This is a genomic window from Halomonas sp. GXIMD04776 (genome assembly GCF_049808615.1).
GTDB lineage: Bacteria > Pseudomonadota > Gammaproteobacteria > Pseudomonadales > Halomonadaceae > Modicisalibacter.
Genome location: NZ_JBNCAN010000017.1, coordinates 1 through 13224, shown reverse-complemented (window position 1 = coordinate 13224; position 13224 = coordinate 1). Strand labels below are relative to the sequence as shown.

Here is a 13224-nt window from a genome sequence, read left to right as displayed (position 1 = left end):
GATCCCATGGAACGTACCCTCATCGGCATGCTCACGCCGTCTTCCAATACCGTGCTGGAGCCTTATACCAGCGCACTCTTGCATAGCCTCTTGCCGGAAGTAACCGCTCATTTCCAGCGTTTCACGGTCACCGAGATCTCCATGCGTGACGCGTCCCTGAACCAATTCGATCCGGCACCGCTATTGGATGCCGCCCGATTGCTCAACGAGGCGCGCATGAACGTGATCGCCTGGAACGGCACATCGTCAAGTTGGCTGGGCTTCGAGACCGACCACAAGCTGTGTGCGGCCATTCAGGACGCTACCGGGGTGCCGGCGACCTCCAGCGTACTGGCGCTGAACGAGGTGCTCGAACGCACCAACGTGTCGCGGCTGGGACTGGTCACGCCCTATCTCGACGATATCCAGACGGCCATCGTCGCCAACTACAACGCAGTAGGACACGAGGTGGTGGGGGAGCGCCACCTGAACGACAAGGGCAATTTCTCCTTCTCCGAATATGACGAAGCCACCCTGGCCGATATGGTGCGTGAGGTCGCACGGGAGCGGCCCGACGCGATCACCGTCCTGTGCACCAATCTGCGCGGGGCAGGCATCGTCGCCGAACTGGAACGCGAACTGGGTATTCCCATCTACGACTCCGTTAGTGTGACGGTGTGGAAAACCCTGCAGATGGCCGGCATCGATCCGGCGCGGGTCACCGGCTGGGGTCATCTCTTCCAAGATCAACGCCTGAAGGCGTGATTCATGGCAGTGAAGCAGTGAAACCTTACGATCGACAATAACAAGCAAGCCGTAGGAGAGAACAATGAAAGCAACGATCTTCAAGAAAGTCGCTATCGCCGTAACGGTGGCTGCTGGCCTGGCTACGGGAGGCAGTACCTTTGCGGCGGAAACCCAGCTACGGGTAGTGGGCAACTTCTCGGGCAACAAGCTGCATGTCGAGGAGGTCGAGCGTCCCTTCTTCACCAAGCTGGGGGAGCGTGACGATCTGAACGTCGTCTACAATACCATGGATGCCATCGGCGTGGAGGCCGCGGATGCCTTGCGCATGATCCGCTCCGGCGCCTTCGATGTCATGTCGGTACAGATCGGCATGGCCTCTCGCGACGAGCCTTTCTTTGAAGGCATCGATCTGGCCGGGGTGACGGCAGGGCTGGACGAACAGCGCGAGGCCATCGAGGCCTTTCGTCCCAAGTTCGACCAGCGTCTGCAAGAGCGCTTCAATGCCAAGCTGATGACGCTGTGGCCCTTCGGCCCGCAGATGATGTTCTGTAACGGCGACATCAACGGCGTCGATGATCTGAAGGGCAAGAAGGTGCGGGTCTTCACGCCCTCCATGTCGCGATTGGTGGAAGGCTTGGGCGCGACGCCGGTCACGCTGCAGTTCAGCGAGGTTTATCTGGCCCTCCAGCGCGGTGTAGCGGATTGCGGCGTGACGGCCCCTTCCGCGGGTAACAACGGCAAATGGCCGGAGGTGACCGATCACTTCGTGCCACTGCCGCTGGCCTACTCGGTGCAGGGACATTTCATGAACCTGAATACCTGGAACAAACTCGATGAGCAACAGCAACAAGAGCTGACAGAGGCCTTCGCCGAGCTGGAAAAACAGATGTGGGACCTGGCCTACAACGTCAACGACGATGCCATTGCCTGCAACACCGGGCAAGAAAGCTGTCAGGACCATCAAGCCTATGACATGACGCTGGTGGAGATCGACGAGAGCTCCCGGGAACTGGTCGAGGAAATTACCTCCGAGGCCGTCCTGCCGGTATGGGGAGAAAACTGCAATCAGCAGTATCCCGAGTGCGCCCAGGTATGGAACGAGACCGTCGGTGATGTGACCGGCTTCCAGATCCAGTAGCCGCAACCCCCGCCCTGGGTGGCAAGCCGTCATCCAGGGTAGGGCGAGAGGATCATTGTCATGCAATCACCGCATTTTTATCTCGCCGCCCGCAAGCTGGCCCATGGCGCGGCTATCGCCGCGGGCTATGCAGCCTTGGGGCTGTCGTTACTCATCGCCTTCGAAGTGGTCGCACGCAAGCTGTTCAATTTCTCCCTGCAGGGCGTCGATGAGATCGGCGGTTATGTATTGGCGATCGGGGTTGCCTTCAGCTTCGCCTACGCCTTGCTGCATCGGGCCCATACTCGCGTCGACATGCTGTTGGTCAAGTTGCCCGCCTTGATGCGCGCCTTCCTGAATGCCTTGGCCATGCTGCTGCTGGCAGCTTTTGCTGCCTTCATGCTGTGGCGCGCCATCGAGACGCTAGGTGAAACCCTGGAGTTCGGCAGTCGCGCCAGCACGCCGCTGCAGACACCCCTTTGGATTCCTCAGACTCTGTGGATCCTGGGGCTTGGCGTTTTTGCTGTGCTGGCGGTGTTTCTCGCCCTGCGCGCCTGGGGGCTGCTGTTACGTGGTCGGATTGGTGTGGTCAATGACGAGTTCGGTCCCCGTTCCGCGGATGACGAGCTCAACGAGGCGCGGAAGGATTATGGTGCCAGCGTGTCCGAATCTCAGCAGAGGAGAAGCCCCTCATGATTGGCGCCTTCGAGGTCATGATCGGATTTTTCATCATGCTGGGCATGATGGCTCTGGGAATTCACGTCGCGGTAGCCATCATGTTCGTGGCGGTGCTGGGCACGCTGATGTTCCTCGGCCTGCCGCTGCTGTACTCCTTCGGCGATACCCTGTGGGGCACGCTCAACGACTTCATCCTCACGGCGATTCCGCTGTTCATCCTGCTTGGAGAGCTGCTATTGCGTAGCGGGGTCACCGAACGCATGTACAGCGCCCTGTCGGTATGGCTCAACCGCCTGCCCGGTGGTCTGCTGCACACCAATATCGGTGCCTCCGCGGTATTCGCTGCCATGTCCGGCTCCTCGGTGGCCACCGCCGCCACCATCGGCACCGTGGCCTTGCCGGCCTTTGCCGAGCGCGGCTACAGCGAGCGTTTGGCGTTGGGTACCCTGGCCGCCGGGGCGACCCTGGGCATTCTGATACCGCCGAGTATCAACATGATCATCTACGGGGCCATCACCAATACCTCCATCGGCAAGCTGTTCATCGCTGGGATTTTGCCTGGGTTGGCTTTAGCTGGGGCCTTTATGTTGGCGATCATGGCTTTCAGCCTGCTGCGTCCCGGCGTGGCAGGCGATCGCGAACCGCGGGTGCCGCTGCGTAAGCGGCTGGCGTCGCTGGTGGACCTGCTGCCCCCGACCTTCGTCTTCGCCATCGTCATGGGCAGCATCTACAGTGGCTGGGCTACCCCCACCGAGGCAGCGGCCCTGGGGGCAGTGGCCGCACTGGTGGTGGCGGCCTTCAACCGCAAGCTGACCCTGAAGATGCTGCACGAATGCTTCCTGTCGATGGCCCGCACCACGGCGATGATCATGCTGATCATTGTCGCCGCCTTCTTCCTCAACTACATCGTCGGCATTCTCGGCATCCCGAACACCCTGACGCGCTGGGTCGCGGATCTGGGCCTTTCGCCCATGGGGCTGATTCTGGCGCTGGTGGTTTTTTACCTGGTGCTGGGCTGCTTTCTCGAGACGCTTTCGATGATGATCGCCACCGTACCCATTGTGGTACCGATGGTCGTACAGTTCGGTTTCGACCCGATATGGTTCGGCATCTTTCTGGTCATCATGATGGAGATTTCGCTGATCACCCCACCCATCGGCATGAATCTCTATGTTGTTCAGGGGGTACGGGGAAAGGGCTCGATTGCCGATGTGATGATCGGCAGCCTGCCATTTCTCGCCATCATGCTGGCCTTCGTGGCGCTGATCATTCTCTGGCCCGGGCTGGTGCTGTGGCTGCCCAATGCCATGGGATGAGTAGGCTCCAGGCATCGGGTGATCTTTAATCAAGGACAAATTTCATGAAACGTTTCGACACCCTTATCAAGAACGGCCTGATCATCACCGCCGTCGATCGTTACAAGGCCGATATCGGCATCAGGGCTGGGCACATCGCAGCACTCGGTCATGACATGGGTGAGGCCGAGGAGATCATCGACGCCGAAGGGTTGTGGGTACTGCCCGGCGGTATCGATGCCCATTGCCATCTGGATCAGCCCCTCGGCGATGGCGCGGTGATGGCGGACGATTTCCACAGCGGCACGCGCTCGGCGGCCTGCGGCGGCACCACCACGGTGATTCCCTTTGCCGCTCAGCACAAAGGTCAGCCACTGCGTGCCGCGGTGGAGGACTATCATCGGCGCAGCGAGGGCAAAGCCTTTATCGATTATGCCTTTCACATGATCGTCACCGACCCCACCGAATCGGTGTTGAAGGAAGAATTGCCGGCGCTGATCGAGGAGGGTTACAGCTCCTTCAAGATCTACATGACCTACGACGATCTCAAGCTCAACGATCGCGAAATCCTCAACGTGCTGGCTCTGGCTCGGCGCGAAGGAGGCATGGTCATGGTGCACGCGGAGAACGCCGACTGCATCGCTTACCTGACCGAGCTGCTTACCGAAAGCGGCCAGACCGGACCCTATTATCACGGCGTGGCGCATTCCAGCATTGGCGAGCGCGAGGCCTCCCACCGGGCGATTTCACTGGCGGAGCTAGTCGACGTGCCGATGCTGATCGTCCACGTTTCCGGCCCCGAGGCCATCGAACAGATTCGCTGGGCCCAGAATCGGGGCTTACGGGTCTATGGTGAGACCTGCCCGCAGTATCTGATGCTCACCGCTGACGATCTGGATCGCGATGGCTTCGACGGTGCCAAGTATGTGTGCAGCCCGCCGCCCCGTGACCCGGCGGCCCAGGAGGCGGTCTGGCAGGGGTTGGAATCCGGCGTCTTCCAGGTGTTCTCCTCGGATCATGCGCCCTTTCGCTTTGAAGATGCCAAAGGCAAGAAGCTGCACGGCGAACACGCTCACTTCGAGCACATTCCCAACGGCATTCCCGGCCTCGAGACACGTCTGCCGATTCTGTTTTCCGAGGGCGTGGTCAAGGAGCGCATCGACGTCACTCGCTTCGTCGCGCTGACCGCGACCAATCCGGCCAAGATCTACGGCCTCTATCCGCGCAAGGGCACCATCGCCATCGGCAGCGATGCCGACCTGACTCTGTGGGATGCTACGGCGAGGAGCACCATACGCAACGCCGACTTGCACCATGCTGTCGATTACACACCCTACGAGGGGCTCGAACTGACCGGACGCCCGGTGCTTACGCTGTGTCGTGGTCGAGTAGTGGCCCGGGACGGTCAGCCCGAGAGCGAGGCCGGGTACGGCGAATTTCTCGAGTGCGACAAGCCGCAGCCCGCCCGCCCACGTGGCAACGCCAAGGGATTCTGATCATGACTCACGATGAGATCGTTACCGCTGGCGCCCAGCGCTTGATCGAGGCCCACGAGCGGCATACACAGATTGCGGTGCCTGAGTGTATCCCGCTTGCCGATGCCACTGACGCCTATGTCATTCAGGAGCGAGTTTCCGAACGCTTGGGAACACCGTCGGGATGGAAACTAGGCGGCATCATCAAGGGTGAGGTGCCGCGCTTCTCACGCTTGTTCAGCGAGCTGAGCCAGCGCTCACCGGGGCACATCGCTCGAGAGGATTATCATCTTGTCTTTCTCGAGCCGGAGCTTGCCGTAGTGCTGGGCGACGATCTGCCGGCGCGGGATGAACCCTATCGCCTGGAAGAGATCGCCGAGCGGGTTGCCAGCCTTCACGCGGCAATCGAGGTGGTGGATAGCCGTTTCCAAAGCTGGCCCGAGGTGCCACCGCTATGGCAGCTCGCGGATGGCTTGAGTCACGGCAGCTTCGTGCTGGGCAGCGGCATCGATGGCGCTGATCTAAAGCAAATGAAGGATGCCGTCTATCGACTGACCCTGGATGGCGAGGTCGCCTTGTCAGGGCGCGGCAATCATCCCGGCGGCGATCCCGCACTGCTGTTGATGCAGATGATCAATACTCGCGTTGCCACCAGTGGCGAAGGATTTCGAGCCGGAGAAGTGATCACCACCGGCACCTTCGATGGCGTGGTGGAGATGCGGCGTGGTCATCGTGCGTGGCTGGTGTTCGAAGGCATCGGCGAGGTGGAGTTGAATCTCGACTGACTTTCATTGCCCCTACCTTCACACTGGGCATAGCTGTTCGTAACAAAAGGAACCTGGCAATGGCTCAGAGTGATCCCTTACTTTCCATGCATGATATCGATGGCGAGGATATGAACATCCACAAAGGCATGCCCCAGACCGGCACGTCGCTGCTGTCGGGGGTCAGCCTGCCGGCGGCGGCGATTTTCGAGGTGCCACTGGCCCACAATCTGGCCTGGATGCAGCGCTTCGCCGACGCTCATCACGCTCGTTTCGCTCCGCATGGAAAAACCACCATGGCCCCGGCGCTGTTCAAACGCCAGCTCGAGGCCGGCGCCTGGGGCATCACCCTGGCCACCGCACCACAGTGCCGGGCGGCCTTCGCTCATGGCGTCAAGCGACTGCTATTGGCCAATCAGCTCATCGGTGCGGCCAACATGGCCATCATCGCCGAGCTGATCGAGGCGGGCGCGGACTTCTACTGTGTGGTCGATAGCGCTGCCAATGTGCAGGCGTTGGGGCATTTCTTTGCCGAACGCAATCTGCAACTGAACGTACTGATCGAGCTAGGCGTTGCGGGTGGGCGTTGCGGTTGCCGGACTCAAGAGCAAGCCACCGATCTGGCGCAAATGATCGATGCCGAACCGGCGCTGAGGCTGGCTGGTATCGAGGGCTACGAGGGCGTGGTTCATGGAGAAACGCAGGGTGACGACCCCGTTGTGGCCATTCGTGACTATGCCGGGAGTTTAGTAGAAATTGCGCAAGCGCTGCACCGCGACGGTCTTATTTCGGTGAGCGATCCGATCATCACCGCCTCCGGTTCGGCCTGGTACGATCTGATCGCCGAGGCGTTCGATGAAGTGCAACTGCGCGAAGTATTCACCCCGGTGCTACGCCCGGGCTGTTATGTGGTCCACGATCACGGTCTTTATCACGAGGCGCAACAGGGCGTGCTTTCGCGCCGGTCGGACTTGCAGGAAGGCTTGCTCCCCGCGCTGGAGGTCTTTGCCCAGGTGCAGTCGCTGCCGGAACCGGGACTCGCCATCGTCGCCCTGGGTAAGCGCGATATCGGCGGTGATCGATTGCCGATACCGCTGCGGCGCTATCGAGAAGGGAATAGGCGCGAGGCTGGGCTCGTCGATGAAACGCTAGCGGTATCCGGCTGGGAGGTGTTCAAGCTGATGGATCAGCACGCCTTCATTCGCCTGCCGGAGGATGTGGAGGATGTGCAGGTGGGCGATATCGTCGCCTTCGGCGCTTCTCATCCGTGTCTGACCTTTGATAAGTGGCGGCGGCTGTGTCTAGTGGACGAGGCATTGAATGTAAAAGAGGTAATAGAGACCGTCTTCTAGCCCAGCTTCAACCGATGGATAGGGAGATCCATATGGCAGATAAGGAGAATAAAATTCCACTCAGGCATCGGCTCGACCGCTGGCTGATTGTGCCGCTATTGCTTGTCTTTACCGCCGCCTCGCTGATTCCGCTCATCGAGAGCGATACCTGGTGGATTCGCTATCTTGATTATCCACGGTTGCAGTTTGCCATTGTGCTGGCGGTGCTCATCGTCTTGCATCTAATGCTGGGTGGCTTGCGCCGCGTGATGAGTTGGACTGTGACGACGCTGGCCGGCGCGGCATTGGCCTCTCACGTCTATTATCTCTATCCCTATGTGTTACCGGTAGAAGCCCCGATCAAGAATGTAACGTCCTGCCCCGAGGAGTCACGGCTAAAGCTGCTCATCGCCAACGTGAAGAAAGCCAACGAGCATGCCGAGGCACTATTCGGGATCGTGCAAGACACCGACCCAGACCTGTTCCTGGTGATGGAAACCGATGCCTGGTGGGACCGCCAGATCGACAGCCTGAACGATCGCCTTCCTCATCGCGTACAATACATCCCCCAGCAAGCCAAAGCCTACGGCATGCACCTGTTGTCGCGTTACCCCCTGCTCGATACTCAGATCCGCTTTCGTTTCGATGAGCATACCCCCGCCATCAATACCCGGATACGCTTGCCCAGCGGTGAATCGATCGACTTCCACGGCTTGCATCCGCGCCCACCGCTGTACTGGTCCCAATCGACGCTCCCCAGGGATGCTCAGCTATTGGCCACGGCCCTCGATGTCCGGGATGACGATGCCCCAGCCATCATTGCCGGGGACTTCAACGCCGTTGCCTGGGAGAGCGTTTTCCGCCATACCCTGCGCATCGGCCATCTGCTCGATCCGCGGGTGGGGCGAGGACTCTACCCCACCTACGATGCCCACAATCCGATCATCGCCTGGCCGCTCGATCACGTGATCTATCAGGACGAGCTCGGCCTCGTGACCTTCGAGCGCCAGCCGGATTTCGGCTCGGATCACTACCCGGTGTTCGTCGAGCTTTGCCACCGCCCCGAACTTGCCGAACGGCAGGCGCCGCCGGCACTCGATGAAGACGATCTCGACGAGGCTCACCGGACCATCGAACGGGCGCAGGCGAAAAGTGAAGAAGAATGAGCGTTAGGCAGAAGCCGAGGAATGCAGCTCCTGCGCAACACCGCGAAACGATTCCAGCCCCGCCTCCAGGTTCTCGATGATGTCGTCGATCAACACGTCCGGTTCGGGCAGGTTGTCCAGATCGCCGAGCGACTTGTCCTTGAGCCAGAAGATATCCAGGCTGACCTTGTCGCGCTTGAGCACTTCGTACAGGGAATACTTGCGCCAGCGGCCTTCGGGATTGGTCTCACTCCAGGTTTCCCAACGCTGGTCGCGCTGTCCCGGCTGGTAGCAGTCGATGAATTCTTGAAGGTGCTCCAGACGCAGCGGCTTCTTCTTGAGGGTGTGATGGACGTTGGTGCGGTAGTCGTAGATCCAGATATCCTTTGTCCAGGGCTCCGCTCGCCCCGGCTTGTTGTCGAAGAACAGTACGTTGGCCTTGACGCCGTTGGCGTAGAAGATACCGGTGGGTAGGCGCAGGATGGTATGCAGCTCGGTGGTGGTCAGCAGCTTGCGGCGCACGGTCTCGCCGGCGCCGCCTTCGAACAGCACGTTGTCCGGCACCACCACGGCGGCTTGGCCGTTTTCCTTCAGCATGGTGCGAATATGCTGGACGAAGTTGAGCTGCTTGTTCGAGGTGGTCGCCCAGAAATCCTGGCGGTTGTAGACGAAATCCTCCTTTTCCTGCTCGCCGTCCTCGTTGGTGACGGTCATCGAACTCTTGCGGCCGAAGGGCGGATTGGCCAGCACATAGTCGTAGCGCGCCGGGGCGGGGCCGATCAGCGCATCGGTGGAGGCAATATTGGGCTGGTCGTCGATCTCGCCGATGTTATGCAGAAATAGATTCATCAGGCATAGCCGCCGGGTGTTGGCGACGATCTCGTTGCCGTGAAAGGCGTCGTGCTTGAGAAATTGTTTCTGTTCGCGGCTCATCCGGGCGCCGTGGTGCTCGGTGATCCAGTCGTAGGCGGCCAGGAAGAAGCCGCCGGTACCCGCGGAGGGATCGGCGATGGTCTTGCCTGGCTGGGGCTGCACACAGGCGACCATGGCCTTGATCAAGGCTCTCGGCGTGAAGTACTGGCCGGCCCCGGACTTGGTGTCCTCGGCGTTCTTCTCCAGCAGGCTCTCGTAGATATCGCCCTTGACGTCCGCGTCCAGCATGGCCCACTTCTCCGCGTCGATCATATTGATCACGCGGGCCAGCTTGGCCGGGTCCTGGATCTTGTTCTGCGCCTTGGTGAATATCTGCCCCAGGGTACCGGCCTGCTGGCCCAGGGTGCGCAGCAGGTCGATATAGTGAGCCTCGAGCTCGGCACCCTTGCGCTTGACCAGCGAGGGCCAGTCGTAGCCTGCGGGAATACCGGCTTCGCGACGGTAGGGCGGCTGGCTGTATTCGTGCGCCATCTTGAGGAAGATCAGGTAGGTGAGCTGTTCCAGATAGTCGCCGTAGCTCACCCCGTCGTCTCGCAGGGTATGGCAGAAGTTCCAGACTTTATTGGCCAGGGTTTGTGCGTTCATTCGGTCTCTCGCTGGGGTTTCACGGTCAGATAGGCTTGCTGGGGATGATTGGGCTCATCGGGATAACGGTGTGCCAGCAAGCCTTGCTGTTTCATCGGGATCAAATACTGCTCTTGGAGATATCGTTGGTTGCGCCTCAGCAATTTGGCTAGCTCGAGCGGGCGATAGGGGCGATGGGCGCAAAGTTGCAGGAGTAAATCACGTAGGCGCTGAGGTTGCCTGGAACGTTGCCCCAGCGATTTCACCTGTTCCTTTAGCGGTTGTGGCAGTTCATTCAGTAGCGCCTCGAAAGAGGCTGCGAGGTTGTCAGGTAAGCCATCGAAGTTGCCAGATAAGCTCTCGGGGTTGTCAGGTAAGCCGCTTAGGTTGGTAGATAAGCCCTCGAGGTTGTCAGATAAGCCGTCGCATTCCAGCGGCAAATCTGCTTGTTCGGTACCGCTGGTGCCCATGTCGCCGGATACCGCCATCGTGCGGGGGAAGTTCTCGCCGGGCAGGTAGTAGGTCGCCGCGCCTTTCGGCACTTGCCTCAGCAAGCCAAGACCCCGCAGTCGCGTCAGCTGCTGGCTGGCGGTCAGGGTATCGACACGATTCTGGTCGCGGTAGTCCGCATTGGTGATGCGCCCGGTCTCGCGCACGAACAGCAGGGCACGGCACTCTTCCTCGGAAAGCTGCCAGTGGCGGAAGTGTTTTAGCCATTCCACCGCTTCTTCATCGAGGAAGTGCACGAACAGAAGAGTCGCCATGAAGCGATCCTCATGACGCACCGACTCGAATACTGGCGGCGTAAGCCCTGCCTGCTGCATCTGGCGGCGCATCACGCGAATGCCGCTGCCCTTGGTTTCGGCATAACCGATCTCGTGCAGCACCGTGGCCAGGGTCGGGTTGCGCCAGGCGCTACCCGGCTGACCCAGCTCTTCCTCGGGTTTGAGAGAATAGCCCGGGTTGCGCACCTCGATGCGGTTGCTGAAGCGGATGATCTGTATCGGCTGATGAGCGCGGTAGTTACGGTGCATCAGGGCATTGACGATGGCCTCGCGCACCACCTTGGCGGGAATCAGCGGGCGATCCTCGCGCCGCTGGCTGCCGTTCGGCAGATGGAAGGCCATGGGCAGGTCGTCCATCACCGCCGCCGTGGCGCGGTTGATCAAGCGCGGCAAGGTATCGCGCATGTCGATGGTGGTGAAGCGCTCGTCCGGGTCCTCGATCCATTCCTTGCCGGTCACTCGGATGTAATCGACCCGCTGGGCCGGCACCAGGCGGCGAATCGCCATGCGTCGCCCGAACAGCAGAATACCAGACAGCGTCGGCTTGAGCTCGCCCTGCTGCCAGACGGCGGCGCCCAGGGCTTCGAGCAACTCGTTATCGTCGTAGCCGAGTTCTTCCGCCTGGGCGTTCATCGCCTTGCGGTCGCGGCGATAGTCGTCGATGGCGTCCGGGTCGATATCGTCAACAGTGGCGCCTGGTGGCACCGAGCGGTCGAACTCGAGTTGCGAACGCTGCTGATAGAGCGCCTCGAGATCATGCTCGTTGCAGCGGTAGTCGCCGTTGGGGCCGCGTCGCCAGGCGGCCCTGGGCAGCGACGATTTCTGGAAGTAGATCGGCTTGTCCGTGGCCCGCGCCTCGGGCACATAGATGGCGATGACGCGCCGGCCCTCGAGCATTTCCGTCGTTGCCTGGAAACGCAGCGGCACGTTGAAGGTGGTGGCGCAGGCGGAGTGCAGGTCGTTGAGCAGGCGGTCCGGATCCTCGATGCCCTTGACGCGATACTCGCCGGGCCTGTCGGAACCCACGCCCAGCAGCAGATAGCCGCCATCCAGCCCGGGCTCGTTGGCGAAGGCGCAGAGGGTTTCCAGCATCGACTTGCCCACCTCGCGGCCGCGCTTGGCCTCGATGCGCTCGGATTCATCCAGCAAGCGCAGCCGTTCGAGCAGTTCCGCCGCCGTCATCATTGTGTTGATGCTCCGCTTTTACGGCGCCGGCTTTTGGGCCGGCTTTCCCGTTCGGCACGAATACGCGCCAGCAGTTCGCTGGCCGGCTCGTCGCTAGGATCCTGCGGCACCAGCTTGCCGGCAAAGGCGCGCTTCAAGATGGATTGTTTAAGCGCCTCGGCTTGTTTCAGGGAGGCGGCCAGGGTTTGTTCCAACTGGTCGAGTTGGGAAAGGCGGGATTCGAGTTTTTTGCTGATGGCTTTTTGTTCGGCGATTGAGCTAGGGAGAGGAAGAATAAAATGAGAAACTTGCTGCTGATTAATCTTGTATATACCGGCAGTTGTTCTAGCAGATCTTTCAATTTGGCGTCTAAGTATAATAGAGCGCCACGCTAGGTTTAGATACTTTGGATCAAGCCTTTCTTTTGCTGGCCGTAAACGTATCATTGTATCCGGATACGCGATCTCTCTATCGATTCCCTTGGCTAGGCATCCCGCACCCACGAGCGCTTTACTACCGTTGCCGCGGGCAATAAAGAAGTCTTCCTCTTTGACTAAGTAGGGAAAAGCTTCATCACGCGACCAAGCTCCCTCCTTCTTTGCGTCAAGGTTTAGTGAGTCTCCACGTAGCGCCGTTAATCGGAGAACAGGAAAGCCATTTATAGCGTCCTTTACAGACTTTCCGTTTCTTGGTTCTTCTTCTAGTAAATCTGCAGTGCGAATCCAGTCCCACCCCTCCGGCAATTCCGGTAGCTCCGCCAATTCTTCCTGGGTCAGTGGCGGCAAGGCTTTTGGCGCCTTGGGCTTGCGGGGTTTCTTGCCTTCCTGGCCGGCGGTTTCCCAATCCTTGAACTGCCGTTGCCAGTCCGCGAGTTGCCGTTGGTAGTGCGCCTCGCGCTCGGCCTGGATGCGCTCCAGTAGCGTTTCCGGGCTTTCCAGCTGATCGGCATTCTCTTTTCGCCACTGCTCGGTCAGCTTGCCTTCGAAGGCGGCCTTTAGCAGTGACTGGCGGGCGGACTTTAGCTTGGCCTGGGCGGTTTTCAGACTTTCCACGCCGCTATCGATCTCGGAGAAAAGCTCTTCGATCTTGGCGACAATACGGTGTTGTTCTTTTGTTGGTGCAATATTTATCCTGAATCCGTGAGACCGGCCCCCAGGAATGCTTCTAACCTACTGAACTGCATGGCAATATAGCGAATATCGCCATTCACCCAGACAGTGCCATGCCCAACGTCAAGTTCCGCGCCA

General features: G+C 60.1%; 11 protein-coding genes. 8 read left to right on the top strand and 3 right to left on the bottom strand.

Features of this window, described 5'->3' with window-relative positions; translation table 11 throughout:
- Nucleotides 1–6 precede the first annotated feature (6 nt).
- From ACPF7Z_RS12330 to ACPF7Z_RS12295, 8 genes are all read left to right on the top strand, one after another.
- Nucleotides 7–744 (top strand): maleate cis-trans isomerase family protein, encoded by a 738-nt coding sequence (locus ACPF7Z_RS12330; RefSeq protein WP_425193548.1) that lies wholly within the window; start codon nt 7–9, stop codon nt 742–744.
- 64 nt (nt 745–808) lie between these two features.
- Nucleotides 809–1864: a TRAP transporter substrate-binding protein gene (locus ACPF7Z_RS12325; protein WP_425193547.1), complete on the top strand. Its 1056-nt coding sequence runs from the start codon at nt 809–811 to the stop codon at nt 1862–1864.
- Between the two features lie 60 nt (nt 1865–1924).
- Entirely contained in the window at nt 1925–2539 is a 615-nt protein-coding gene (locus ACPF7Z_RS12320; protein ID WP_425193546.1) for a TRAP transporter small permease subunit, read from the top strand.
- Nucleotides 2536–3837 (top strand): TRAP transporter large permease, encoded by a 1302-nt coding sequence (locus tag ACPF7Z_RS12315; RefSeq protein WP_425193545.1) that lies wholly within the window; start codon nt 2536–2538, stop codon nt 3835–3837. Before ACPF7Z_RS12320 ends, ACPF7Z_RS12315 begins: the two co-directional genes overlap by 4 nt.
- Before the next feature lie 44 nt (nt 3838–3881).
- Nucleotides 3882–5312 (top strand): dihydropyrimidinase, encoded by a 1431-nt coding sequence (gene hydA / locus ACPF7Z_RS12310; RefSeq protein WP_425193544.1) that lies wholly within the window; start codon nt 3882–3884, stop codon nt 5310–5312.
- A gap of 2 nt (nt 5313–5314) precedes the next feature.
- Complete coding sequence (locus ACPF7Z_RS12305; RefSeq protein WP_425193543.1) at nt 5315–6076, top strand: 2-keto-4-pentenoate hydratase; 762 nt, start codon at nt 5315–5317, stop codon at nt 6074–6076.
- A gap of 59 nt (nt 6077–6135) precedes the next feature.
- A complete protein-coding gene (locus ACPF7Z_RS12300; protein ID WP_425193542.1) occupies nt 6136–7407 on the top strand; it encodes an amino acid deaminase in 1272 nt (423 codons plus the stop codon).
- A 32-nt stretch (nt 7408–7439) separates the two neighbouring features.
- A complete protein-coding gene (locus ACPF7Z_RS12295) occupies nt 7440–8552 on the top strand; it encodes an endonuclease/exonuclease/phosphatase family protein (RefSeq protein ID WP_425193541.1) in 1113 nt (370 codons plus the stop codon).
- A 3-nt stretch (nt 8553–8555) separates the two neighbouring features.
- Here the strand turns inward: ACPF7Z_RS12295 and ACPF7Z_RS12290 are convergent, their stop codons facing one another.
- The 3 genes from ACPF7Z_RS12290 to ACPF7Z_RS12280 are packed head-to-tail and all read right to left on the bottom strand — an operon-like array spanning nt 8556 to nt 13029.
- Entirely contained in the window at nt 8556–10049 is a 1494-nt protein-coding gene (locus ACPF7Z_RS12290; protein WP_425193540.1) for an N-6 DNA methylase, read from the bottom strand.
- Entirely contained in the window at nt 10046–11998 is a 1953-nt protein-coding gene (locus tag ACPF7Z_RS12285) for an ATP-binding protein (protein ID WP_425193539.1), read from the bottom strand. Before ACPF7Z_RS12285 ends, ACPF7Z_RS12290 begins: the two co-directional genes overlap by 4 nt.
- On the bottom strand, nt 11995–13029 hold the full coding sequence (locus ACPF7Z_RS12280; protein ID WP_425193538.1) for a hypothetical protein: 1035 nt from the start codon (nt 13027–13029) through the stop codon (nt 11995–11997). The genes ACPF7Z_RS12285 and ACPF7Z_RS12280 overlap by 4 nt, the downstream gene beginning before the upstream one ends.
- Between the last annotated feature and the right edge of the window lie 195 nt (nt 13030–13224).

Excerpts from the sequence above, each read along its gene's own strand:
- ACPF7Z_RS12330 (WP_425193548.1), top strand. The coding sequence starts at position 7 with ATGGAACGTACCCTCATCGGCATGCTCACGCCGTCTTCCAATACCGTG.
- ACPF7Z_RS12325 (WP_425193547.1), top strand. The coding sequence starts at position 809 with ATGAAAGCAACGATCTTCAAGAAAGTCGCTATCGCCGTAACGGTGGCT.
- ACPF7Z_RS12320 (WP_425193546.1), top strand. The coding sequence starts at position 1,925 with ATGCAATCACCGCATTTTTATCTCGCCGCCCGCAAGCTGGCCCATGGC.
- ACPF7Z_RS12315 (WP_425193545.1), top strand. The coding sequence starts at position 2,536 with ATGATTGGCGCCTTCGAGGTCATGATCGGATTTTTCATCATGCTGGGC.
- hydA (WP_425193544.1), top strand. The coding sequence starts at position 3,882 with ATGAAACGTTTCGACACCCTTATCAAGAACGGCCTGATCATCACCGCC.
- ACPF7Z_RS12305 (WP_425193543.1), top strand. The coding sequence starts at position 5,315 with ATGACTCACGATGAGATCGTTACCGCTGGCGCCCAGCGCTTGATCGAG.
- ACPF7Z_RS12300 (WP_425193542.1), top strand. The coding sequence starts at position 6,136 with ATGGCTCAGAGTGATCCCTTACTTTCCATGCATGATATCGATGGCGAG.
- ACPF7Z_RS12295 (WP_425193541.1), top strand. The coding sequence starts at position 7,440 with ATGGCAGATAAGGAGAATAAAATTCCACTCAGGCATCGGCTCGACCGC.
- ACPF7Z_RS12290 (WP_425193540.1), bottom strand. The coding sequence starts at position 10,049 with ATGAACGCACAAACCCTGGCCAATAAAGTCTGGAACTTCTGCCATACC.
- ACPF7Z_RS12285 (WP_425193539.1), bottom strand. The coding sequence starts at position 11,998 with ATGATGACGGCGGCGGAACTGCTCGAACGGCTGCGCTTGCTGGATGAA.